This is a genomic window from Serratia sp. ASV30, assembly GCF_016428815.1.
GTDB classification, from domain to species: domain Bacteria; phylum Pseudomonadota; class Gammaproteobacteria; order Enterobacterales; family Enterobacteriaceae; genus Chania; species Chania fonticola_C.
On record NZ_JAELTL010000019.1, the window covers coordinates 53,613 to 77,944 of the forward strand.

The window sequence follows — 24,332 nt, forward strand, 5'->3', positions numbered from 1 at the left end:
GCTGCGCCCGTTACCTGAAGCCTTACAGCACCTTATGCGGGCCGAAGCATTCGTAGTGGATACGTTCGGCCTCCACGTCCATCGCCAGCAACTGCTTGCCCACGTGCTGCATAAACGGCACCGGACCACAGAAGTAGTAATGCATCTGCGGATCGCTCAACTCGCTACGCAATGCGCTCAGATCCATCAGGCCCTGGCTGTGATAATCGCGGCCCTGCACATCATCGGCATTAGGTTCACGGTACCAGACATGACGGCTCAGATTAGGCATGCGCCCGGCGATATCCGCTACTTCGTCGGCAAAAGCATGCACTGAGCCGTTTTCTGCTGCATGCAGCCAGTGGATGTTGGCAGGATGCTGATTGTCGTGCAGGGTGTTAAGCATCCCCAGCATTGGCGTTTGGCCAACGCCTGCCGAGATTAATGCCACCGGTGTAGTAGGTTCCACCTGCAGGAAGAAATCGCCGTGTGGTGCCGCGAGATGAATAATATCGCCTTCTTTGGCCTGCTGATGCAGGAAGTTGGAAACTGCGCCCTGTTCCTCACGTTTGACCGCGATACGGTAATATTCCCCGTTCGACGCGGTGGTGAGTGAATACTGGCGGATCTCCTGATGTTGCAGGCTGCCATCGTTAATATAGACCGCCAGATACTGGCCTGGTTGGTAATCGGCCACGCGGCCACCGTCTACTGGAGCCAGTACAAAGCTGGATATCACCTCACTCTGCGGCTGTTTTTTCACGATGCGGAAGGCACGCAAATCACGCCAGCCACCGTCACTCTTTTCCGTTTCCTGATAGATCTGGCCTTCACGCTGAATAAACACGTTGGCCAGCACCCCGTAAGCTTTTCCCCAGGCATCAAGCACTTCCTGGCCAGGGCTGAGCATTTCGTCCAACGTGGCTAACAGGTGGTGGCCGACAATCTGATACTGATCGGGCTGGATATTGAAGCTGGCGTGCTTCTGGGCAATGCGTTCTACCGCAGGCAGCAGGGCGGCCAGGTTTTCCAGATTGCTGGCGTAAGCGCAGATAGCATCGAACAATGCCTGGCGCTGATCGCCGTTACGCTGGTTGCTCATATTGAAAATATCTTTCAATTCAGGGTTATGAGCAAACATGCGATCGTAGAAGTGGGCGGTCAGTTTGGGGCCGGTTTCGGCTAACAGAGGGATGGTAGATTTAACGGTGGCGATGGTTTGACTATCCAGCATGGTGAGGCTCCTTGGGGATGTTTTTATGGTCATTTAGTAGGTGTATTTTAAATGCATCTTATAAAATTACCCCGTGCTTGTAAATATCCCTGTTATTGTTGCGGGGTTGTTAACCGTCGATCGTCTTCACAGAACATGAAAAAAGCGCATTTTGTTGATGAGTAAAACTCCGTTGCCAAAATGTGACCTTTAAGGGTTCAAAGCCTTACGCCACCTGATGCCAATCGTTTGCGTAAAAACCTCTGTCAAGACCTATCTTCGATAGGCCGAAACGGTTTACACTGTGGCCCAGCACCCATAGGGGTAAATTAAGTTAGCTGATTTCAGTCAGGAGATGCCGGATGTTAAAGCGTGAAATGAACATTGCTGATTATGATGCCGAACTGTGGCATGCAATGGAGCAGGAAGTAGTGCGTCAGGAAGAGCACATTGAGCTGATTGCGTCTGAGAACTATACCAGCCCGCGCGTGATGCAGGCTCAGGGTTCCCAACTGACCAACAAATACGCAGAAGGCTATCCGGGCAAGCGTTACTACGGCGGTTGCGAATACGTTGATATCGTTGAGCAACTGGCGATCGATCGCGCCAAAGAGCTGTTCGGTGCCGACTATGCCAACGTGCAACCACACTCAGGTTCCCAGGCTAACTTTGCCGTTTATACCGCACTGCTGCAGCCGGGCGACACCATCCTGGGGATGAACCTGGCACATGGCGGCCACCTGACGCACGGCTCACCGGTGAACCTGTCCGGTAAGCTGTATAACGTGGTGCCTTACGGCATCGACGAAACTGGGCAGATTGACTATAACGATCTGGCCAAACAGGCGCAGACCCACAAACCAAAAATGATCATCGGCGGCTTCTCGGCCTTCTCCGGTGTGGTTGATTGGGCCAAAATGCGTGAAATCGCTGACAGCATCGGCGCTTACCTGTTCGTGGATATGGCACACGTGGCGGGCCTGATTGCCGCTGGCGTTTACCCGAACCCGGTTCCTCATGCCCACGTCGTGACCACCACCACCCACAAAACGCTGGCGGGTCCGCGTGGCGGCCTGATCCTGGCCAAAGGTGGTGATGAAGAGCTGTATAAGAAGCTGAACTCTGCCGTCTTCCCTGGTGGCCAAGGCGGCCCGCTGATGCACGTGATCGCGGGTAAAGCAGTAGCGTTGAAAGAAGCGATGGAGCCTGAGTTCAAGGTTTACCAGCAGCAAGTGGCCGATAACGCCAAAGCGATGGTGAAAGTGTTCCTGGAGCGCGGTTACAAAGTGGTTTCCGGCGGCACCTACAACCACCTGTTCCTGCTGGATCTGGTAGATAAGAACCTGACCGGTAAAGAAGCTGATGCCGCGTTGGGTCGTGCCAACATCACCGTTAACAAGAACAGCGTGCCAAACGATCCGAAGAGCCCGTTTGTGACTTCTGGCATCCGTCTGGGGACTCCAGCGGTGACTCGCCGTGGCTTTAAAGAAGCCGAAGTGCGTGAGCTGGCTGGCTGGATTTGTGACGTGCTCGATAACCTGAACGACGAAGCCACCATCGAACGTACCAAGAAGAAAGTGCTGGATATCTGCGCTCGCTTCCCGGTTTACGCCTAAGTACTTCGAGTGGTTTGCAGATAAACCCGCCTCGGCGGGTTTTTTTAGCGTTGTTGCAGCGAAACTGTGAACTGCTTTGCACTCTAGCCCTTTGAGCATGAATGAAGATTGCTGCAAGGTGTGAGCTCTGTCAAAGTATTGCCCTCATCCTGGAGGGAACATGGTTCTGCAATCAACGCGTTGGCTCGCTCTCAGTTATTTCACGTACTTCTTTTCTTATGGCATCTATCTACCGTTTTGGAGCGTTTGGTTAAAAGGTGAGGGCATACCGCCTGAAACCATCGGTATCTTGCTCGGCGCTGGCCTGGTAGCGCGCTTCCTGGGTAGCTTGCTGATTGCTCCACGCGTTAAAGATCCCTCATATTTAATCACCGCGTTGCGTTTGTTGGCATTACTCTCCTTGGCGTTTGCCGTCGGTTTCTGTTTCGGTAATGGCTGGGCCTGGCTGATGCTGGTGATCGCCGGTTTTAACCTGTTCTTCTCCCCGTTGGTTCCGCTGACCGATGCGTTGGCTGCCACCTGGCAACGGCAGATCACTCTGGACTATGGCCGGGTGCGGCTGTGGGGATCGCTGGCCTTTGTGATCGGTTCGGCGTTAACCGGCAAGCTGGTGTCCGTTTGGGGCCATAATGCGATATTGATCAGCCTGTTGGTCAGCATTTTGGCGATGCTGGTGGGCATGTTGCTGAAACCGAGCGTGCTGCCACAAGGTGAGGCTCGGGCGCAGAATGAACCCAGCCGCTCCTGGCGTGAACTGCTCAGCGAAGGACCTGTCTGGCGTTTTCTGCTGTGTGTGACGCTGTTGCAAGGGGCACATGCCGGTTATTACAGCTTTGCCTCCATCTATTGGGAAGAGGCGGGTTACTCTGCGGCGACTATTGGCTACCTGTGGTCTTTGGGCGTGGTCGCCGAAGTGGTTATCTTTGCCAGCAGCAATTTCCTGTTCCGCCGCTGGAACGCGCGTAATCTGCTGTTACTTTCCGCCGTATGTGGCCTGCTGCGTTGGGGCTTGATGGCAACCACGACAGAAATCGGCTGGCTGTTGCTGGTGCAGGTGCTGCACTGTGGTACCTTCACGGTCTGCCATCTGGCGGCAATGCGCTTTATTGCGGCGCGTCAAGGAGCGGAAGTGATCCGTCTGCAGGCGGTTTATTCGGCGCTGGCGATGGGCGGCGGAATTGCCGTGATGACCGTGGTGGCGGGCTTCCTGTTCGAGCACTATCAGGGCGGAGTGTTCTGGGTGATGGTAGCGGTAGTGGTGCCAGCGCTGTTTATTCGCCCACCGGCGGTGGCGGTTAGCAATAGCCGTTAATGGCTTTCCAGTAGCGCACGGATCGCCTTGCGCTGCTGACGCTCCAGCGGCAGTTCGGTAATAATCAGTGTGGGTGGTTGCTCCTGGCTCGGTGTGGCGTAGGGGCTAATCACCAGCGTAATCCCTTGTGGTGCACCAGCAAGCAGGTAGTCGTGCAATGGCTGATATTTGATGTTCAATGGCAATAGCGTCAGTTCGCGGATCTGATATTCCACTTCTTCTTCCAACTGCGGGTTATCCAGCGTCAGCAACAGTATCTGCTTTTCATGCAGCGCGTTGCCCTGCATCAACCAGGCACCAAAGCTGATCGCCACTAGCCCTGCTTCTTCCCGCGAAAATTGAATCTCATATTCCTGTTCAAACGGCGCTAATGCCTCCTGCGTGGTGCGCATCAGACGGGGATATTTACGGACTACCTCTTCCAGTAGCGTATTGTCGATACCGATAGCAAACCGGCAGCGTTCCACGGCAGGGGCCAAATGGGCAAACAGCTGGCTGATTAACCCCTCCTGGCTGCTGAAATGCATGCCGGAGATCTGCTGGAAGCGTTCCACCACCTGTCCAATGGCCGCCATCAGGCGTTGGTCCTCTGGCGAATCGCTGCTCTGGTAGCTGTGACTTTTCAGCAGGGTAAACATCAACGCCAGGAAGTCGCATTCTCTACTATCACCGGGCTGGCCAACTAGCTGATTCAGCGCTTGATGCAGTTCCGCTGCCGCCAGGTGCTCTGGCTTGCTTTGCAGCCACTCATGCTGGCGGCGATCAAATTGAGGATGGCGCTGATGCTGGCTAGCCCAGACGCAATAACCAAGATAGTGTTGCAAAAACAGTCGGTCACGCTGCTCAAAACGGCGGTTAAGGCGCTGTTCACATTGGTTGATGCACAATTCCAGTGCCGGTAGCTGTTGGTGCTGAAGTTGCATCGCCCGCTGAAACTGAGGGCCAAAGTGTTGTTCGACAAATTCAGGGCTGCAACGCAAGGCTCGCCGTAGCCATTGGAGCAGACACAAGCGAAGATCCAGCTCGCTGCCCTGGATCTGGTAGCCTTCGTGGGGATCGCCGCTGATTTTCAGATGATGGAAATGCTGGATCTCACTGGCAACCTCGGCTATATCTTGCCGGGTAATGAGCAGGTCTACGCCGTTGATTTGGCCGATTGTCTCCAGTTGTACCAAGGGTACTGGCGCATACAGCATCAGCAGTAAATGACAGCGCCGTTGTTGACCTGAAAACTCAGGCGCAGAAGAAGTCTCCAGGCTCATATCACCTTCTGGCAGGTCGTGTTTAAATTATGTTTAAGCATAGCAAAAGGCTCTGTGGGGCGTGGCAGTTACCCCTGCTTTTACTTCGGCTTACTACTTTCGTCACAGTTATTCGGCTTGTTAACGCCGGTTGAGGTTTTGTTGATGTTATATTATAACAATAAAAAGTATGCTTGGAGGATGAAACTCCGCGTCCTGGTGGCCTGCTTGGTCATGATGTTCAGCATGGGGGCACTGGCCCACCCACACAGTTTTATCGATATGAACACCACCTTTGTGGCTAAGGATCAGAAGCTGACCGGTTTAAAAATGGTTTGGGTAATGGATGAGATCACCTCGGCGGATCTGCTGTATGACGCAGAAAATGCCAACAGCGATTCAGAAGTCTGGAAAAAACTGGCGGCGGAAGTGATGGCTAACGTCCTCGGGCAGCACTATTTCACCGATATTTACCGCGCAGGCAAACCGGTGAAATACCTCAACCTGCCAACCGAATACCATCTATCCCGGCAGGGCCATAAAGCCGTGTTGGAGTTTGTGTTGCCGCTGGCGGAGCCACAGCCGCTGGTGGGGAAACCCTTTGAGATTGCCACCTACGATCCCACCTATTTTGTGGACATGACCTATCAGGATCAAAAGGCGCTGCATCTGCCGCCAGAGATGGCAGAGCAATGCAAATTCAGCCTGGTGACGCCAAAGCCCGATTCGTCATTACAAGCCTACGCATTGTCTCTCGATAAGAACGACTCGCCCGGTGAAGATATGGCATTAGGGCAACAGTTTGCCCAGCGGGTGACGTTAACATGTCAGTAAACCTCAACCAGACCAGTAAACCTCAGCGCCATTGGGCCTTCAGCCTATGGCCGTTGTTGCTGTTCTTCATTCTGCTGGTGGCGGTGGCTCAGTGGGTTTGGCATTACTGGCCGCAGCTGTTGATGCAAAGCGTGGTGTGGCAGAAAGGGCTACATCAGGAAATGGCGGCCTTGCTGCAACAGGTCAAGGCGGCTCCCCAGCAAGCGGGAGTGGCGCTGATGCTGTTCAGTTTAGGTTATGGCGTGTTGCATGCCCTGGGGCCGGGCCACGGTAAAGTGGTGATCGCCACCTATCTGGCTACCCACCCGGCACGGTTGAAAAGCAGCCTGAAGCTGACGTTTGCCGCCTCCGTGGTGCAGGGATTGGTCGCGATTGCCCTGGTCACGCTAGTGCTGGTGGTGCTGCAACTTTCTTCCCGGCAGTTGCATCAAAGTAGTTTCTGGCTGGAGAAGGGCAGTTTTATTCTGGTGATCCTGCTCGGTGTCTTGCTCAGTTGGCGGGCGTTAAAGCGTTTGTTTATGGCGGTGAAAGCCATGCGGCCTCGGCCTGCGCTGCGCATCAACAGCTTGCAGCCTCTGCCTGCCGATCATGTACATAGCGCGAATTGTGGTTGTGGCCACCGGCATTTGCCGAGCGATGAGGAACTGCAAGCCGGCAATGATTGGCGCACCAAAACGGCGATTGTGCTGGCCATGGGGCTGCGGCCTTGCTCCGGGGCGATCCTGGTCTTGCTGTTTTCTAAAGTGATCGGCGTTTTTACCTGGGGCGTGTTGTCGGCACTTGCCATGGCTCTGGGTACCTCGATCACGATTTCCGGGTTGGCGCTGTTGGTGCATTACAGCCGTAAGCTGGCGATACGCATCAGCCGCCAGCGCGCACCGGCGGCCTGGAGTGCGGTTGCTTGGGGGGCGTTGGCGTTAGCCGGAGGGTTAATTCTGCTGTTTGCCGGTGTGCTGCTGTACGTCAGCGCTCAGCCGGAATTTGGTGGCGGGATACGGCCTTTTGCCCGTTGATGACATAAAAAAAGCGCTGCAAATGCAGCGCCTTGATTTTCATCTGAGTTCTTAACGCTTCAGCGCTTCGCTCAGTTCTTCACGCATGTTGGAAAGCAATGCTTTCACCACGCGCGGGTTACCGGCAACCACGTTGCCAGAGCTGAAGTGGTTATGCCCGCCAACAAAGTCGGTGACCAGGCCACCAGACTCACGTACCAGCAGTTCGCCAGCAGCAAAGTCCCAAGGCTTCAGACCAATCTCAAAGAAACCATCAACGCGGCCAGCGGCAACGTAGGCCAGATCCAGCGCGGCGGAACCGGTACGACGGAAATCGGCACATTGGGTGAACAGTTTGCCCAGTACGTTGATGTAAGCCGGTGCGTGCTGTTTGACTTTGAACGGGAAGCCGGTCGCCAGGATGGTGCCATCCAGATCTTTGGCATTGGTGCCGCGCAGACGGTAACCATTGAGCTGTGCGCCCTGGCCACGGGTGGCGGTGAACAGTTCGTTGCGCATTGGATCGTAAACCACGGCCACTTCGGTACGGCCTTTAATGCGTACGGCGATGGAAACGGAGAAGTGTGGAAGACGTTTGATGAAGTTGGCGGTGCCATCCAGTGGATCAATCACCCATTGTACATCCTGATCTTCACCGGTTAACTCACCGCACTCTTCACCAATAACGGTGTGTTTCGGGTAAGATTTACGGATGATTTCGATGATCAGACGCTCAGCCTCGCGATCGACGTTAGTGACAAAGTCGTTAGAACCTTTTTGTGTCGCTTCTACAGCGTCTGGAGTCTCGTAATTTTTGGCAATCAGGTTGCCAGCCTTGCGCGCAGCGCGCACGGCGATAGTCAGCATCGGATGCATGGGTATCTTCCACAGGATGTTAAAGAACAGGAAACGGCGCGAAGTATAGCAGGTGTTCGGCAAAATACCTACGACTGTGTTAGGATGCTACGATTTTCCGCAACGCTCAGAGTTTGTATGCTGCACAATATCCGCATTGTTCTGGTTGAAACCTCTCATACTGGCAACATGGGCTCTACTGCCCGTGCCATGAAAACCATGGGGTTAACCAACCTTTATCTGGTCAATCCGCTGGTGAAACCCGATTCCCAGGCGATCGCCCTGGCCGCTGGCGCCAGCGATGTGATTGGCAACGCCACGATTGTCGATACCTTTGATGAAGCCATTGCGGGTTGCCGCTTGGTGGTAGGCACTAGCGCTCGTTCGCGCACCCTCCCATGGCCGATGCTGGAACCTCGCGAATGTGGCGTGCGTGCGGTACAGGAAGGCGAGCAGGGGCCGGTCGCGTTGGTCTTTGGCCGTGAACGCGTTGGGCTAACCAATGACGAATTACAGAAATGCCATTATCATGTCGCCATTCCTGCCAACCCGGATTACAGCTCGCTGAATCTGGCCATGGCGGTGCAAATCCTGGCGTATGAGGTCCGCGTTGCCTTCCTCGATCGCCAGCAGGCAGAGGCCGCACCGGTGGAAGAGTCACCGTATCCTCTGGTGGATGATATTGAACGCTTCTATCAGCATCTGGAGCAGACGCTGGTGCGCACCGGCTTTATACGCGCCGCCCATCCAGGGCAGGTGATGAACCGTTTACGCCGCCTGTTTGCCCGAGCACGCCCGGAAGCGCAGGAGCTGAATATCTTGCGTGGTATGCTGACCTCGATCGAGAAACAGGATAAACAGCAAGGTAATTAATTTTTGCTGTCGCCCGCAGTTAGGCAAGATAGTATTGCTTATCTGTGGGTTATAAGGTGTATTTTATATACATCGGATAGCAAAGCGCACGAAAAGCACGAATACTTGAGTAAATTAGTAGGTTAAATAGTTGACTGATTTACTCGGGAATGTCAGAATTTGGCCCATGTTTGACCAACAGGTAACCAATTAGCTATGAGACTGACATCCAAAGGCCGTTATGCAGTAACTGCCATGCTCGACGTGGCATTACACTCCCAGGAAGGGCCGGTACCACTGGCGGATATTTCCGAACGCCAAGGTATCTCGCTCTCTTATCTGGAACAACTGTTTTCCCGTCTGCGTAAGAATGGCCTGGTGGCCAGCGTGCGTGGGCCAGGCGGTGGTTACCTGTTGGGCAAAGACGCAGACGCTATCGCCGTAGGTGCGGTGATTTCCGCAGTCGACGAATCAGTAGACGCAACCCGTTGCCAGGGTAAAGAAGGCTGCCAGGGAGGCGATCGTTGCCTGACCCATACCCTGTGGCGCGATCTGAGCGAGCGCATCAGCGGGTTCTTGAACAATATTACGCTGGCCGAACTGGTGAACAACCAGGAAGTGCTGGACGTGGCAGACCGTCAAAATAGTGATACGCGCCGCACGGCCAACGGTCGTCTGCAAGAAACGATCAACGTTAATCTGCGCGCATAAGCAGCTGACGACTAATTTATTGGTTTTTGGAAGTGATGTACGGAGTACAAGAGCAATGAAATTACCGATTTATCTGGACTACTCGGCCACGACCCCCGTCGACCCGCGTGTTGCCGAGAAGATGATGCAGTTTTTGACCCTGGACGGCACTTTCGGTAACCCGGCCTCCCGTTCCCACCGTTTCGGCTGGCAGGCGGAAGAGGCGGTTGATATCGCCCGTAACCAAATCGCTGAGCTGGTTGGCGCGGACCCGCGTGAGATCGTGTTCACCTCTGGGGCTACCGAATCCGATAACCTGGCGATCAAAGGTGCTGCCAACTTCTATCAGAAGAAAGGCAAGCACATCATCACCAGTAAAACCGAACATAAAGCCGTGCTGGATACCTGCCGCCAACTTGAGCGCGAAGGTTTTGAAGTCACCTATCTGGCACCGCAGAGCAACGGGATCATCGATCTCCAGGTTCTCGAAGCCGCGATGCGTGAAGACACCATCCTGGTTTCCATCATGCACGTGAATAACGAAATTGGCGTGGTGCAGGACATCGCCGCCATCGGCGAAATGTGCCGGGCGCGTGGCATCATCTATCACGTCGATGCGACCCAGAGCGTAGGTAAACTGCCTATCGATCTGAGCAAGCTGAAAGTGGATCTGATGTCCTTCTCCGGCCACAAGATTTATGGCCCGAAAGGCATTGGTGCCCTGTATGTGCAGCGTAAGCCGCGCATCCGCATCGAAGCCCAGATCCACGGCGGTGGCCATGAGCGCGGTATGCGTTCCGGTACCCTGCCAGTGCATCAGATCGTTGCCATGGGTGAAGCCTATCGTATCGCCAAAGAAGAAATGGCCAGCGAAATGGCACGCCTGCGCATCCTGCGCGATCGTCTGTGGGACGGCGTGAAAGATATGGAAGAAGTGTATCTGAACGGCGATCTGCAACACGGTGCACCGAACATTCTCAACGTCAGCTTCAACTATGTTGAAGGTGAGTCGCTGATCATGGCGTTGAAAGACTTGGCGGTTTCTTCAGGTTCTGCCTGTACTTCTGCCAGCCTTGAACCCTCCTATGTGCTGCGTGCACTGGGTATGAGTGATGAGTTAGCGCACAGCTCGATCCGTTTCTCCCTGGGGCGTTTTACCACGGAAGAAGAGATCGATTACACCATTTCGTTGGTGCGTAAATCCATTGGCCGTCTGCGCGATCTCTCCCCACTGTGGGACATGTTCAAACAGGGCGTGGATATCAACAGCATCGAATGGGCACATCATTAATTCTCAGCATCCAGGAGCAACGTCATGGCTTACAGCGAAAAAGTAATCGATCATTATGAAAACCCGCGTAACGTAGGGTCGTTTGATAACGAAGATCCTACCGTCGGTAGCGGAATGGTAGGGGCACCAGCCTGTGGCGACGTGATGAAGCTGCAGATCAAGGTCAACAACGAAGGCATTATTGAAGATGCCCGTTTCAAAACCTACGGCTGCGGTTCCGCCATCGCTTCCAGTTCGCTGGTGACCGAATGGATGAAAGGCAAGTCTCTTGATCAGGCCGAAGCGATCAAAAATACCCAGATCGCCGAAGAACTGGAGTTACCTCCGGTTAAAATTCACTGCTCAATTCTGGCCGAAGACGCCATTAAAGCAGCGATCGCCGACTACAAGAGCAAGCACAGCGCCAAGTAGTTATTATTGAGTCAGTTAGCCCGCCTTGTGGGCTAAGATTGAAGAGGTTGTTATGTCGATTACCATGAGCGACAGCGCCGCGCAGCGGGTTCAGGCATTTTTGGACCACCGTGGCAAAGGTCTCGGCCTGCGTCTGGGCGTGCGAACTTCCGGCTGTTCCGGAATGGCGTATGTGCTCGAATTTGTTGATGAAACGAACGACGATGATATCGTTTTTGAAGACAAAGGCGTCAAGGTGATCATTGACGGCAAGAGTCTGGTCTATCTGGACGGTACCGAGCTTGATTTCGTCAAGGAAGGTCTGAACGAAGGCTTCAAGTTCAACAACCCGAACGTCTCAAGCGAGTGCGGCTGCGGCGAAAGCTTTAACGTCTGACAGTCCATCGTGCTCCCCCGTGAACCACGGGGGAACCTCAATCATCACGATAACGCCCCGAGCACGCTATGGATTACTTTACTTTATTCGGGTTGCCGGTCCGCTACAGCGTAGACGGCAGCTTGCTTACCTCACGCTATCAAGATTTGCAGCGCCAATTCCACCCCGATCGTCATGCCCTCCAACCGGAGCGTGAACGCCTGATGGCGTTACAGCAGGCGGCGACCATCAATGAAGCCTATCAGTCGCTGAAGCACCCGTTAAAACGTGCCGAGTATATGTTATCTTTGCACGGCTTTGATTTGGGCAACGAGCAACATACCCTGCGCGACACCGCGTTCCTGATGGAGCAGTTGGAGCTGCGTGAAGAGCTTGATGCCATTGAACGCTCGCCGGATGCGCAAAACGCACTGGCTGCCTTCGCCACGCGCCTGAACAAGACCTTCAAGCAGCGTAGTGCGCAGATGGTGCAGGAGCTGGATGATCAGCAGTGGTCACAGGCTGCCGATACCGTGCGCAAGCTACGCTTTTTGGACAAGCTCCAGCAACAGATTGAACAACTCGAAGAAAAATTGCTGGGTTTTGAGTAATAGATTCTTGATCTTGATTTTGGAAGCTCTGTAAATGGCCTTATTACAAATTAGTGAGCCTGGCCTCACGGCTGCGCCGCATCAGCGCCGCTTGGCTGCCGGTATTGATCTGGGGACCACCAACTCGCTGGTGGCTACGGTGCGTAGCGGCCAAGCCGAGACGCTGGCTGACCTTGAAGGGCGCTATCTGCTGCCTTCCGTGGTGCATTATCAGGCCACCGAACATCAGGTTGGCTGGAGTGCTCGTGCACAGGCGGCACAAGATCCGGTCAATACGGTCAGCTCTGTCAAACGCATGATGGGCCGCTCTTTGGCGGACGTGCAACAACGCTATCCAAACCTGCCGTATCAGTTCCAGGCCAGCGACAACGGCTTGCCGATGATCGTGACCGCCGCAGGCCTGGTTAACCCGGTTGGCGTATCTGCCGATATCCTCAGGGCACTGGCTACCCGCGCCAAAGCGGCGCTGGAAGGTGAACTTGATGGGGTAGTGATCACCGTTCCTGCCTACTTCGACGACGCTCAACGCCAAGGCACCAAAGACGCTGCGCGTCTGGCTGGCCTGCACGTGCTGCGCCTGTTGAACGAACCGACCGCCGCGGCTATCGCCTACGGGTTGGATTCGGGTCAAGAAGGGGTGATCGCTGTTTACGATCTGGGCGGCGGCACCTTTGATATTTCCATTTTGCGCCTCAGCCGTGGCGTGTTCGAAGTGCTGGCTACCGGCGGTGATTCCGCATTGGGTGGCGATGACTTCGATCATCTGCTGGCGGACTGGCTGCGTGAACAGGCCGGCATTAGCGATCGCCGCGATCATGGTGTGCAACGTCAATTGCTGGATGCCGCGATTGCGGTCAAAATCGCCCTGAGCGATGCGCAGAGCACCACGGTCGATATCGCTGGTTGGCAGGGGGAAGTGACCCGCGAACAGTTCGAAACGCTGATTGCCACGCTGGTGAAACGTACCCTGATGGCCTGCCGCCGCGCGCTGAAAGATGCCGCCGTCAGTGCCGAAGAGGTGCTGGAAGTGGTGATGGTGGGCGGCTCAACCCGAGTGCCATTGGTACGCGAACAGGTGGGCGAGTTCTTTGGCCGCACGCCACTGACGTCGATCGATCCGGACAAGGTGGTGGCGATCGGTGCTGCTATTCAGGCGGATATCCTGGTGGGTAATAAACCAGATAGCGAAATGCTGCTGCTGGACGTGATCCCACTTTCGCTTGGTCTGGAAACCATGGGTGGCCTGGTTGAGAAGGTGATCCCGCGTAACACCACCATTCCGGTGGCGCGTGCGCAGGAGTTCACCACCTTTAAAGACGGTCAGAGCGCGATGATGATCCACGTGCTGCAAGGCGAGCGTGAACTGGTGCAAGATTGCCGTTCGCTGGCACGTTTTACGCTGCGTGGCTTGCCGCCGTTACCTGCCGGTGGGGCACATATTCGTGTGACCTTCCAGGTAGATGCCGATGGCCTGCTGAGCGTGACGGCGATGGAGAAATCCACCGGCGTCGAAGCCTCTATTCAGGTCAAGCCTTCGTATGGCCTGTCCGATGCCGAAATTGCCGGCATGTTGAAGGACTCGATGGCCAATGCGCAAAGCGATGTCGGTGCTCGCAAGCTGGCGGAGCAACGGGTAGAAGCTTCCCGCGTGCTGGAAAGCCTGCAAGGTGCACTGGCGAGCGATGCTGCTCTGCTGAGTGACGAAGAAAGCCTGGCTATCAATAACGCGGTAGCCGAGCTCCAGCAAGAGATGCAAGGCTCCGATCCTGCAGCGATCGAGGCTGCAATAAAAAGAGTCGATGCAACAACCCAAGATTTTGCCGCGCGCCGCATGGATGCCTCCATTCGCCGTGCGCTGGCTGGCCATTCTGTGGATGAGGTTTAACCATGCCGAAAATTGTTTTCCTGCCCCATCAAGATCTATGCCCAGAGGGGGCAGTACTGGAAGCGGAAGTTGGGGAAACCATCCTCGATGTCGCACTGCGTAACGGTATTGAAATTGAACATGCCTGTGAGAAATCCTGCGCCTGTACCACCTGCCACTGCATCGTGCGTGAAGGGTTTGATTCCCTGGCCGAAAGCAGCGAGCTGGAAGATGACATGCTGGACAAAGCCTGGGGGCTGGAGCCGGAAAGCCGCTTGAGCTGCCAGGCCCGCGTCACCGAAGACGATCTGGTAGTCGAAATGCCGCGTTACACTGTTAACCATGCGCGCGAGCACTAGGAGATAAGAATGGGACTGAAGTGGACAGACAGCCGCGAAATCGGCGAAGCCCTGTACGACGCCTATCCAGATACCGATCCTAAAACCGTGCGTTTCACCGACATGCACCAGTGGATTTGCGATCTGGAAGAGTTTGATGACGAACCGCAGGCTTCCAATGAAAAAATACTGGAAGCGATCCTGCTGGTCTGGTTAGATGAAGCAGAGTAAATAGCATGACGGGCTGCCATAGGCAGCCCGTTTATTTTGTATCCGACATACCCGTCGTCTTTCAAGCTGCAGCGTTGTTACCTGCGCGATCTCACCCCAGTCACTTACCCAAAAGTAAGCTCCTGAGGCTGAGATAGCTTGTCGCCTGGCTGCAACTTGAAATCCATAGGGTATACAATAAAAATCCCCAATGAATTTCGCTTGATAGAGTGAAGAATGAAGGGGGGAATCCGGAGTAAGGCTATGAGAACCGAAATCATGCAGATCACGCTATCCCAGCAACCCGCCGATGCGCGCTGGGGTGAAAAGGCGCTGCTGAGCACCAATGACCAAGGCATTACCATCCATCTGACCGCAACCGGCAAACTGGGCCTGATCCAGCGCGCGGCACGCAGGATCGATGGCCAGGGCATCAAGAAAGTAAAACTGGCCGGGGAAGGCTGGGACCTGGAAAACAGCTGGGCGTTTTGGCAGGGCTTTCGCGGGCCGAAAGGGCAGCGTAGCGTTGAATGGGCCGAGCTGCCGGAAGCGGAAAGCCAAGAGCTGCAACAGCGCCTGAAGATTGTCGATTGGGTGCGTGACACCATCAATATGCCAGCGGAAGAGCTGGGGCCAGAGCAACTGGCAACCCGCGCGGTTGATCTGATGTGTGCTGTTGGTTGCGATGCCGTCAGCTACCGTATCACCAAAGGTGAAGACCTGCGCGAGCAGAACTACGCCGGTATTCATACCGTTGGCCGGGGTTCCGACCGTTCCCCGGTGCTGCTGGCGCTGGACTTTAACCCGACGGGCAACCCGGATGCACCGGTATTTGCCTGCCTGGTAGGTAAAGGTATCACCTTCGACAGCGGTGGCTACAGCCTCAAGCAGAGCGCGTTTATGGACTCGATGAAGTCCGACATGGGCGGTGCGGCTACCATCACTGGCGCATTGGCATTAGCCGTGGCACGCGGCTTGCAGCAGCGTGTCAAACTGTACCTGTGCTGTGCAGACAATATGGTCAGCGGTAACGCCTTTAAACTGGGCGACATTATTCGCTACCGCAATGGCAAGACGGTTGAAGTGATGAATACCGATGCGGAAGGGCGTCTGGTGTTGGCCGATGGCCTGATCGATGCCAGCGCACAAAACCCGCAGTTGATCATCGACTGTGCGACCTTGACCGGCGCGGCCAAAACGGCGGTAGGTAATGATTACCACGCGCTGTTCAGCTTTGACGATGCGTTGGCGCAAGAGCTGTTAGCCAGTGCGGATGAAGAGCATGAGCCGTTCTGGCGTCTGCCGCTGGCGGAATTCCACCGCAGCCAGTTACCGTCAAACTTTGCTGAACTGAACAACGTTGCGGGCCCGGCTTACACCGCTGGTGCCAGTACCGCAGCGGCCTTCCTGTCGCACTTTGTGCAGAATTATCAACAGGGTTGGCTGCATATCGACTGTTCTGCCACCTATCGCAAAGGTGCCGTGGATCAGTGGTCAGCAGGTGCAACCGGTCTGGGCGTGCGTACGCTGGCCAACCTGTTGCTGAGCAAAGCCAAGTAACCTGTATTTGCCCCTCACCCCAACCCTCTCCCAAAGGGAGAGGGAGCTGAAACGATGACGTGGTGAAGGGCGGAATTAAATTGTGGCACGGACAGTCCCCTCTCCTTGGGGAGAGGGTTAGGGTGAGGGGAAGATCACTGAAGCAGGAAAACTTCTCACCTCGATTATCCCAAACTTTCCCAGGGGCTCAGCATGCTGAGCCCTTAATACATAGGAGGAGTCGGCAATGAGTTCCCACCATCATGATGATGACGCCGTTTCAGGCGAAAACGAGCTTGAGCGCCTGCTGAGGCTGGCGGCCTCGGAACCGGCACACCGCCCGGCGTTTTTCCGCGAACTGCTGGATTCAACGGTCTACATTCTGGGTGACAGCGAGCAGGTGCCGCACGACGGTGAAATTACGCTGAATGCCGAGACGCCGGTGAACATTCAGCACTGGGAAAAGCAGGATGGCAGCAGCGTGGTGCCTTTCTTCACCTCGTTGGAGGCGCTGCAAAAAGCGGTGGAGGATGAGCAACCCTTTATCGCCATGCCCGCTAGAGTGCTGTTTGAAATCACCCAAGGTGCCGAACTGTTCCTGAACCCGAAAGGCACCCACGGCAAAGAATTCTTGCCAGCAGAGATCGCCATGCTGTTGGCTACCGGTGGCGTAGTGAAACCGGCGGAACGCTATATCGATACCGAAACCCAGTTGCTGCTGGGGCAGCCTGAAGAGTATCCGGCGGCGATGGTGGATGCGCTGACGACCTTGTTCAGCCAGCGGAAACCGGTACGCCGCGCTTTCCTGGCGTTGATGCACGATCGCGCCGTAGACGAGAAGCCGAACCTGTTAGTGGGTCTGGAAGTGGATGGCGATCCGGCAGAGATTGAAGCCCTGATCAGCGAAGCCGGCATGGTGGCCAGCGAAACCGCGCCGAACGATGAGCCAGTCGATTTTTGCCTGGTAGAAGAGAATGCGCGGGGCGTGAGCCATTACCTGATCACCCATACCCAGGCCTTCTATCAGCGTCGCTGGGGCAGTTGGCTGCGAAATATGATCCCATCGACCGATAAAACCCAGTAAGCCGACCGGTCAGGATCCCATTTGTCGCTGACTATCGAGGATTAAGATAATTTTTTTTTAATGAAATGTTGATTTTCCCGTAGGCAAGCGTTAACAGCGCACATATAATCTGCGCCACTTGAAAGGCCGGCACCTCACCTTATCGCCCGGCCTGTTTTGGAAGACATAATAGAGGCCATCATGACCGTAGAACGTACCTTCTCCATCATTAAACCAAACGCTGTAGCTAACAATGACATCGGCGCTATCTATGCTCGTTTCGAGCGCGCGGGTTTCAAAATCATCGCATCTAAAATGTTGCGTCTGACTCGCGAACAGGCCGAAGGCTTCTACGCTGAGCACAAAGGCCGTCCTTTCTTCGACGGTCTGGTGGAGTTCATGACTTCTGGCCCAATCGTAGTTCAGGTTCTGGAAGCCGAAAACGCCGTACAGCGTAACCGTGACATCATGGGCGCAACCAACCCGGACAACGCATTGGCCGGCACCCTGCGTGCTGACTATGCGGACAGCTTCACGGCCAACGCCGTGCACGGCTCAGACGCAGTAGAATCTGCCCAGCGTGAAATCGCCTATTTCTTTAACGAAAGCGAAATCTGCCCACGCTAATACCCGCCGTCTTTAGGGTTAAGTAGGTTTCACTTGGTGAGAGCGGTGTTTACCGGCAGATACAATAAAAAATGTCGTGAAAGCCGTTCAGACGTAGAAACCCGCTACTAAAATTTGTACAATGCCGCGCCCCAGGGAAGCTATCTTGCCTGGGGCGTGTCTTTTGATGACACACTTACTTTCCACTCCTTCAAGCCATAACGTGTAATAACGAGGCTAAGAGATCATTATGTTAGAACCCATCGCGCCCGAGCATACCTTGTCTGAAAATAATTCCCTGACCGTGCAAACGGAACAACCGGCTACGGCCAAAATCAACCTGCTGGATTTGAACCGTCAGCAATTGCGCGAATTCTTCGCCAATATGGGTGAAAAACCTTTCCGCGCCGATCAGGTGATGAAGTGGATGTATCACTATTGCTGCGATGATTTTGAGCAGATGACCGACATCAACAAGGTGCTGCGCAATAAATTACAGCGCGTTGCGGAAATCCGTGCGCCGGAAGTCGCAGAAGAGCAGCGTTCGGCCGATGGCACCATCAAGTGGGCCATCAAGGTGGGCGATCAACAGGTCGAAACCGTCTACATCCCAGATGGCGATCGCGCCACCCTGTGCGTGTCTTCACAGGTAGGCTGCGCACTGGAGTGCAAATTCTGTTCCACAGCTCAGCAGGGCTTTAACCGCAACCTGCGCGTCTCGGAAATCATTGGCCAGGTTTGGCGTGCCGCTAAAATCCTGGGTGCCATCAAAGTCACCGGCCAACGTCCTATCACCAACGTGGTGATGATGGGCATGGGCGAGCCGTTGCTTAACCTGACCAACGTGGTGCCAGCGATGGAAATCATGCTGGATGACTTTGGTTTTGGTCTGTCCAAGCGCCGCGTTACCTTGTCTACCTCCGGTGTCGTACCCGCTCTGGACAAATTGGGTGACATGATCGATGTGGCTCTGGCCATTTCGCTACATGCGCCTAACGACAAGATCCGCGACGAGATCGTGCCGATCAACCGCAAGTATAATATTGAAACCTTCCTGGCAGCGGTACGCCGTTATCTGGAAAAATCCAATGCCAACCAAGGGCGGGTCACCGTTGAGTACGTGATGCTGGATCATATCAACGACAGTACCGACGATGCGCACCAACTGGCGGAAGTGCTGAAAGATACGCCGTGCAAGATCAACCTGATCCCATGGAACCCGTTCCCTGGGGCACCTTATGGCCGCAGCTCCAACAGCCGCGTCGACCGTTTCTCCAAGGTGTTGATGGAATACGGCTTTACGACTATTGTTCGTAAAACCCGTGGCGATGACATCGATGCTGCCTGTGGGCAGTTGGCGGGAGAGGTGATCGATCGTACCAAGCGTACCCTGAAAAAGAAAATGGCCGGGGAACCTATCAACGTACGAGCGGTCTGAATCCTATAGCATGATTTTTTTGTTATCTAACAGCCTGTTATGTGAGCAGCAATCCTTCAGGCGATCGGGTAACATCGGATAAGGAAATGAGTGCAAGCATGAAGCTGAAACTGTGGGGTGTAATATTGGCGGCCAGTTTGCTGGCGGGCTGCTCCAGCTCGCAACCCGATCACGACGGGCCAGCGGTGGCAGCAGGCCAGACCCGGTTACAACTGGGCCTGGAGTATCTGAACCAGGGCGATCTACCGGCTGCCAGGCAGAATCTGCAAAAAGCGGTCGATGCGGCCCCACAGGATTATCGTACCCAATTGGGCATGGCACTCTACAACCAGCGGATTGGCGATAACGCCGCCGCTGAACAGCGTTATCAGCAAGCGCTTAAACTTGCACCGGGTAACGGTACCGTATGGAATAATTACGGTGCGTTTCTCTGTAGTTTAGGGCAGTATGTACCGGCCCAACAGCAGTTTAGCGCTGCGGCACTGGCGCCAGAATATGGCCAGGTTGCCGACAGTCTGGAAAACGCAGGTTACTGTTTCCTCAAGGCCGGTCAAAATGATGAAGCTCGTAAGTTATTAACGCGAGCGCTGAAGATCGATCCGGACAAGGGGGCTCCGCTACTAGTGGAAGCAGAAAAGCAATTTGGAGAAGGGAAGCGCGCGCAGTCGCAACTTTTATTGGACAGTTATCAACATGTTCTGCCGGCGAGTGCCGACAGTCTATGGTTACAGATTCGTTTCGCCGCGTTAGCGGGCCGTCAGGATAGCGTTCAACGCTATGGCAAACAGCTAGCGCGAAGTTTTCCACAATCCAAACAGTACCAGCAGTTCTTAGCTAATGAATACTGAAGATTCCCAAGATAAAACCGTATCTATGACAACAGGTCAACGCCTGCGCCAGGCTCGTGAACAACTCGGGCTGAGTCAACAGGCCGTGGCTGAACGCCTGTGCCTAAAAATGTCTACCGTGCGCGACATTGAAGACGACAATATGTCTGCCGATCTGGCTTCAACGTTCGTGCGTGGTTATATCCGTTCCTATGCCAAGCTGGTGCATTTGCCAGAAGATGAACTGTTGCCGATGATGGAAAAACAGGCACCAGTGAGAGCGGCCAAGGTGGCTCAGATGCAGAGCTTCTCTTTGGGTAAGCGCCGTAAAAAGCGTGATGGCTGGCTGATGAGCTTTACCTGGCTGATTGTGTTTGTGGTCGTGGGTTTGACCGGTGCCTGGTGGTGGCAGAATCACAAGGCTCAGCAGGAAGAGATCGCCACCATGGCGGATCAATCTTCCGCACAGTTGTCTCAGCATGGTGAAGGCCAGCCCGTGCCATTGACCGACGGTAACGTGGATAATGGTGCATCGGCAGTTGTTCCAGACAACAGCCCTGCGCCGTCAACCAATAGTGCTGCTACGACTCAACAGGCCCCGGCCGTGCTTGATCCTCAGGCGGCTCAACAGCCTGCTGTGGTAGCACCAAGCCAGGCTACTATCCCGGATGCGACATCGACCGTGCCAGTCGCTCAGGCTCAGTTGCCTACCGGTGCTGCTGGCGTCAGTGCTTCAGAGGCTGATGCCAACGGGCTGGTGATGGATTTTTCCGGCGACTGCTGGGTACAGGTGGTTGACGCGACTGGGAAATCCTTGGTCAGCGGCATCCAGAAAAGCGGTTCCCGGCTGAATCTGGCTGGCAAGGCGCCGTTTAAACTGACCCTTGGCGCACCGGCTTCGGTACAGGTCCAATTCCAGGGTAAACCGGTCGATTTAAGCCGGTTTGTCAAGTCAAACCGTGTTGCTCGTCTGACCGTTGCCGCGCAGTAATTGCGCGGCTATTGTCGGAATAAAAGAGCAGCAGTGGAGAGTAACTGATGCATAACCAAGCTCCCATTAACCGCCGCAAATCCACCCGTATTTACGTCGGTAACGTGCCTATAGGCGATGGAGCGCCGATTGCCGTGCAATCGATGACCAACACCCGTACCACCGATGTCGAAGCGACAGTTAATCAGATCCGGGCTCTGGAGCGCGTGGGGGTTGATATCGTCCGCGTTTCCGTTCCCACCATGGACGCCGCCGAGGCGTTTCGGCTGATCAAGCAGCAGGTCAACGTACCGCTGGTGGCCGATATCCATTTCGATTACCGCATTGCGCTGCAGGTTGCCGAATACGGCGTTGACTGCCTGCGTATCAACCCTGGCAACATCGGCAACGAATCTCGTATCCGTTCAGTGGTTGACTGTGCGCGTGACAAAAATATCCCGATCCGCATCGGCGTTAACGGCGGCTCGTTGGAAAAAGATATTCAGGAAAAGTACGGCGAACCTACGCCGGAAGCGCTGCTGGAATCCGCTATGCGTCACGTGGATATTCTGGACCGTCTCAACTTTGACCAGTTCAAGGTGAGCGTGAAAGCGTCCGACGTGTTCCTGGCCGTGCAGTCTTACCGGCTGCTGGCTGCCCGTATTGACCAGCCCTTGCATCTTGGCATCACCGAGGCGGGCGGAGCACGTAGTGGCTCAGTAAAATCAGCCATTGGCCTGGGCATGCTGCTGTCGGAAGGGATCGGCGATACGCTACGCATTTCGCTGGCGGCGGACCCGGTCGAAGAAGTGAAGGTTGGCTTTGATATCCTGAAGTCCTTGCGCATCCGCGCCCGTGGCATCAACTTCATTGCCTGCCCAACCTGTTCACGTCAGGAGTTTGACGTCATTGGCACCGTCAATGCGTTGGAACAACGTCTGGAAGACCTCATCACCCCGATGGATGTGTCCATTATCGGTTGCGTGGTGAACGGGCCGGGCGAAGCCCTGGTGTCGACCATTGGGGTAACCGGTGGGCACAAGAAGAGTGGCTTCTACGAAGACGGCGTGCGTCAGAAAGAGCGTTTTGATAACGAACAGATGATTGACCAGTTGGAAGCTAAGATCCGGGCCAAAGCGGCCATGATGGACGAATCCAAGCGTATTTCGATCAATCTTCTGGAAGAATAAGTCGGCGGCTATTGGCCCGCTGATTGTTTATCCGAGGACTGGATTGCGCATCTGCGTTGAATAGCGGGTGGCAAAGTCCCTATAATCGGATCCATTTTATATAAACGGACAGAGAACTCACGTGGCAAAAAACATTCAAGCCATTCGCGGCATGAACGATTACCTGCCGGAAGAAACGGCACTGTGGCAGCGTATTGAAGGCACACTCAAGCAGGTGCTGAGCGGCTATGGCTATAGCGAAATCCGGTTGCCGATTGTAGAGCAGACCCCGTTATTTAAGCGCGCCATCGGTGAAGTGACCGACGTCGTGGAAAAAGAGATGTATACCTTCGAGGACCGCAACGGCGAAAGCCTGACGTTGCGCCCGGAAGGAACGGCTGGCTGCGTACGCGCCGGTATCGAACATGGTCTGCTGTACAATCAGGAACAGCGTCTGTGGTATATCGGCCCGATGTTCCGTTACGAACGTCCACAAAAAGGCCGTTACCGCCAGTTCCATCAGTTAGGGGCTGAGGTATTTGGCCTGCAAGGCCCGGATATTGACGCCGAACTGATCCTGCTCACCGCCCGCTGGTGGAAAGCGCTGGGTATTGCCGAACACGTCAATCTGGAACTGAACTCCATCGGTTCACTGGAAGCGCGCGCCAACTATCGTGACGCTCTGGTGGCTTTCCTGGAACAGCATCAGGAAAAACTCGACGAAGACTGCAAGCGCCGCATGTACAGCAACCCACTGCGCGTGCTGGATTCTAAAAATCCAGAAGTGCAAACCCTGCTTAACGATGCGCCGCGTCTTTCCGACTATCTGGATGACGAGTCCAAAGCCCACTTTGCCGGGCTGTGTGAACTTTTAGCTCAGGCCGGTATCCCATATACCGTTAACGAGCGCCTGGTGCGCGGCCTGGATTATTACAATCGCACGGTGTTTGAGTGGGTCACCACCAGCCTGGGCGCTCAGGGCACCGTGTGTGCCGGTGGCCGCTACGACGGCCTGGTTGAGCAACTGGGTGGGCGCGCTACCCCTGGGGTTGGTTTTGCCATGGGTCTGGAGCGTCTGGTGCTGCTGGTTCAGGCGGTTAATCCGGACTTCAAGGCACCGGCCACCATCGACGTGTACGTCATATCGAGCGGGGCGGGTACCCAGAGTGCGGCCATGTTGCTGGCAGAGCTGGTTCGTGATGCTGCGCCGCAGATTAAATTGATGACCAACTATGGCGGCGGCAACTTTAAAAAGCAGATCACCCGTGCGGACAAGTGGGGCGCGCGTATCGCCCTGATCCTGGGTGAGAACGAAGTCGCAGCACAGCAGGTGGTGATTAAAGACCTGCGCAGTGGTGAACAAGAAACGCTGGCGCAAAGCGAAGTCGCTGCGCGTCTGGCTTTGATGTTAGGTTAAGGAGAAGGACACCGTGGAAGTCTATACCACTGAAAACGAACAGCTTGACGCCGTGCGCAACTTTTTTGCCGAAAACGGTAAAGCTTTGGTTGTGGGTGTGGTGCTCGGTATTGGTGCCCTGGTTGGTTGGCGCTATTGGCAGAGCAACCAGACCTCCAGCATGATGGCTGCCTCACAGTCTTATCAACAGGTTGACGTTGCCCTGGCATCGGGTAAAGCCGAAGACGTGGCAACGGCAGAGAAGTTTATCCAGGCGAACGACAACAGCTACGGCGTGTTCGCGGCTCTGGATTTGGCTAAACACTTTGCAGAACAAGGTGATTTCGCCAAGGCAGAACAGCAACTGGTGGTGGCACAGGGCCATGCCAAAGATGAAAACCTGCTGGCGCTGGTAAACCTGCGTCTGGCTCGTATTCAGTTGCAAGAGAAAAAGCTGGATGAAGCGCTGAAAACGCTGGATGGCGTGAAAGGCGAGGGTTGGATGGCGATGATGCAAGACGTACGCGGCGACGTACTGTTGGCCAAAGGCGACAGCAAAGGTGCGCGCGAAGCTTACAGCAAAGGCATCGAGTCCAATGCTTCTCAGGCGCTTGCGGCAGTAATGCGCATGAAATTGAATAACTTGTCCAGCTAAGGGGA

At 54.9% G+C, this 24,332-nt stretch carries 25 protein-coding genes; 22 read left to right on the forward strand and 3 right to left on the reverse strand.

What is annotated here, in order from left to right; translation table 11 throughout:
• Nucleotides 1-22: 22 nt before the first annotated feature.
• On the reverse strand, nt 23-1,213 hold the full coding sequence (gene hmpA / locus JHD74_RS10950; RefSeq protein ID WP_199062712.1) for an NO-inducible flavohemoprotein: 1,191 nt from the start codon (nt 1,211-1,213) through the stop codon (nt 23-25).
• A 341-nt stretch (nt 1,214-1,554) separates the two neighbouring features.
• Between hmpA and glyA the strand changes: the two genes are divergently transcribed.
• Nucleotides 1,555-2,808, forward strand: coding sequence for a serine hydroxymethyltransferase (glyA, locus tag JHD74_RS10955; protein ID WP_024529358.1), 1,254 nt, complete (start codon nt 1,555-1,557; stop codon nt 2,806-2,808).
• Between the two features lie 160 nt (nt 2,809-2,968).
• Entirely contained in the window at nt 2,969-4,120 is a 1,152-nt protein-coding gene (locus tag JHD74_RS10960) for a 3-phenylpropionate MFS transporter (RefSeq protein ID WP_074029474.1), read from the forward strand.
• Here the strand turns inward: JHD74_RS10960 and csiE are convergent.
• On the reverse strand, nt 4,117-5,382 hold the full coding sequence (csiE, locus tag JHD74_RS10965; RefSeq protein ID WP_024529356.1) for a stationary phase inducible protein CsiE: 1,266 nt from the start codon (nt 5,380-5,382) through the stop codon (nt 4,117-4,119). The two genes, JHD74_RS10960 and csiE, sit on opposite strands and share 4 nt — an antisense overlap.
• Nucleotides 5,383-5,526: 144 nt before the next feature.
• Here csiE and JHD74_RS10970 point away from each other — a divergent pair, with 144 nt between their 5' ends.
• Nucleotides 5,527-6,195: a DUF1007 family protein gene (locus JHD74_RS10970; protein WP_024529355.1), complete on the forward strand. Its 669-nt coding sequence runs from the start codon at nt 5,527-5,529 to the stop codon at nt 6,193-6,195.
• On the forward strand, nt 6,186-7,208 hold the full coding sequence (locus JHD74_RS10975) for a nickel/cobalt transporter (protein WP_024529354.1): 1,023 nt from the start codon (nt 6,186-6,188) through the stop codon (nt 7,206-7,208). Before JHD74_RS10970 ends, JHD74_RS10975 begins: the two co-directional genes overlap by 10 nt.
• A gap of 51 nt (nt 7,209-7,259) precedes the next feature.
• Here JHD74_RS10975 and suhB read toward each other — a convergent pair whose 3' ends face one another.
• A complete protein-coding gene (gene suhB / locus JHD74_RS10980) occupies nt 7,260-8,063 on the reverse strand; it encodes an inositol-1-monophosphatase (protein WP_021178863.1) in 804 nt (267 codons plus the stop codon).
• 117 nt (nt 8,064-8,180) lie between these two features.
• On the opposite strand from suhB, the gene trmJ reads away from it, so the two are divergent.
• From trmJ to JHD74_RS11070, 18 genes are all read left to right on the forward strand, one after another.
• Nucleotides 8,181-8,915, forward strand: a complete 735-nt coding sequence (gene trmJ / locus JHD74_RS10985; protein WP_024529353.1) for a tRNA (cytosine(32)/uridine(32)-2'-O)-methyltransferase TrmJ — start codon at nt 8,181-8,183, stop codon at nt 8,913-8,915.
• Nucleotides 8,916-9,110: 195 nt separating this feature from the next.
• The gene (gene iscR / locus JHD74_RS10990; RefSeq protein WP_021178861.1) at nt 9,111-9,605 is read left to right on the forward strand and encodes a Fe-S cluster assembly transcriptional regulator IscR; all 495 of its coding nucleotides are present in this window, start codon (nt 9,111-9,113) and stop codon (nt 9,603-9,605) included.
• A 55-nt stretch (nt 9,606-9,660) separates the two neighbouring features.
• Nucleotides 9,661-10,875, forward strand: a complete 1,215-nt coding sequence (locus JHD74_RS10995; protein WP_024529352.1) for an IscS subfamily cysteine desulfurase — start codon at nt 9,661-9,663, stop codon at nt 10,873-10,875.
• A gap of 24 nt (nt 10,876-10,899) precedes the next feature.
• Nucleotides 10,900-11,286, forward strand: coding sequence for a Fe-S cluster assembly scaffold IscU (iscU, locus tag JHD74_RS11000; RefSeq protein ID WP_004952090.1), 387 nt, complete (start codon nt 10,900-10,902; stop codon nt 11,284-11,286).
• Nucleotides 11,287-11,338: 52 nt separating this feature from the next.
• Nucleotides 11,339-11,662, forward strand: a complete 324-nt coding sequence (gene iscA / locus JHD74_RS11005) for an iron-sulfur cluster assembly protein IscA (protein ID WP_021178859.1) — start codon at nt 11,339-11,341, stop codon at nt 11,660-11,662.
• Nucleotides 11,663-11,730: 68 nt separating this feature from the next.
• Nucleotides 11,731-12,252 (forward strand): co-chaperone HscB, encoded by a 522-nt coding sequence (gene hscB / locus JHD74_RS11010; protein WP_024529351.1) that lies wholly within the window; start codon nt 11,731-11,733, stop codon nt 12,250-12,252.
• Nucleotides 12,253-12,286: 34 nt separating this feature from the next.
• Complete coding sequence (gene hscA, locus JHD74_RS11015; RefSeq protein ID WP_199062713.1) at nt 12,287-14,137, forward strand: Fe-S protein assembly chaperone HscA; 1,851 nt, start codon at nt 12,287-12,289, stop codon at nt 14,135-14,137.
• 2 nt (nt 14,138-14,139) lie between these two features.
• Complete coding sequence (fdx, locus tag JHD74_RS11020) at nt 14,140-14,475, forward strand: ISC system 2Fe-2S type ferredoxin (protein WP_021178856.1); 336 nt, start codon at nt 14,140-14,142, stop codon at nt 14,473-14,475.
• Between the two features lie 9 nt (nt 14,476-14,484).
• Nucleotides 14,485-14,685, forward strand: coding sequence for a Fe-S cluster assembly protein IscX (iscX, locus tag JHD74_RS11025; RefSeq protein ID WP_021178855.1), 201 nt, complete (start codon nt 14,485-14,487; stop codon nt 14,683-14,685).
• 243 nt (nt 14,686-14,928) lie between these two features.
• On the forward strand, nt 14,929-16,224 hold the full coding sequence (gene pepB, locus JHD74_RS11030; RefSeq protein ID WP_199062714.1) for an aminopeptidase PepB: 1,296 nt from the start codon (nt 14,929-14,931) through the stop codon (nt 16,222-16,224).
• Between the two features lie 226 nt (nt 16,225-16,450).
• Nucleotides 16,451-17,287 (forward strand): enhanced serine sensitivity protein SseB, encoded by an 837-nt coding sequence (sseB, locus tag JHD74_RS11035; RefSeq protein ID WP_065686608.1) that lies wholly within the window; start codon nt 16,451-16,453, stop codon nt 17,285-17,287.
• A gap of 180 nt (nt 17,288-17,467) precedes the next feature.
• Nucleotides 17,468-17,893: a nucleoside-diphosphate kinase gene (gene ndk, locus JHD74_RS11040; protein WP_004952077.1), complete on the forward strand. Its 426-nt coding sequence runs from the start codon at nt 17,468-17,470 to the stop codon at nt 17,891-17,893.
• Nucleotides 17,894-18,122: 229 nt separating this feature from the next.
• Nucleotides 18,123-19,310 (forward strand): bifunctional tRNA (adenosine(37)-C2)-methyltransferase TrmG/ribosomal RNA large subunit methyltransferase RlmN, encoded by a 1,188-nt coding sequence (locus JHD74_RS11045; protein ID WP_024484240.1) that lies wholly within the window; start codon nt 18,123-18,125, stop codon nt 19,308-19,310.
• 98 nt (nt 19,311-19,408) lie between these two features.
• Nucleotides 19,409-20,158: a type IV pilus biogenesis/stability protein PilW gene (gene pilW / locus JHD74_RS11050; protein ID WP_199062715.1), complete on the forward strand. Its 750-nt coding sequence runs from the start codon at nt 19,409-19,411 to the stop codon at nt 20,156-20,158.
• Nucleotides 20,148-21,128, forward strand: a complete 981-nt coding sequence (rodZ, locus tag JHD74_RS11055) for a cytoskeleton protein RodZ (RefSeq protein ID WP_199062716.1) — start codon at nt 20,148-20,150, stop codon at nt 21,126-21,128. Before pilW ends, rodZ begins: the two co-directional genes overlap by 11 nt.
• A 47-nt stretch (nt 21,129-21,175) precedes the next feature.
• A complete protein-coding gene (ispG, locus tag JHD74_RS11060) occupies nt 21,176-22,297 on the forward strand; it encodes a flavodoxin-dependent (E)-4-hydroxy-3-methylbut-2-enyl-diphosphate synthase (RefSeq protein ID WP_024484238.1) in 1,122 nt (373 codons plus the stop codon).
• A 121-nt stretch (nt 22,298-22,418) separates the two neighbouring features.
• Entirely contained in the window at nt 22,419-23,693 is a 1,275-nt protein-coding gene (gene hisS, locus JHD74_RS11065) for a histidine--tRNA ligase (RefSeq protein ID WP_199062717.1), read from the forward strand.
• 13 nt (nt 23,694-23,706) lie between these two features.
• Nucleotides 23,707-24,327 (forward strand): YfgM family protein, encoded by a 621-nt coding sequence (locus JHD74_RS11070; RefSeq protein ID WP_024526995.1) that lies wholly within the window; start codon nt 23,707-23,709, stop codon nt 24,325-24,327.
• Nucleotides 24,328-24,332: the final 5 nt, after the last annotated feature.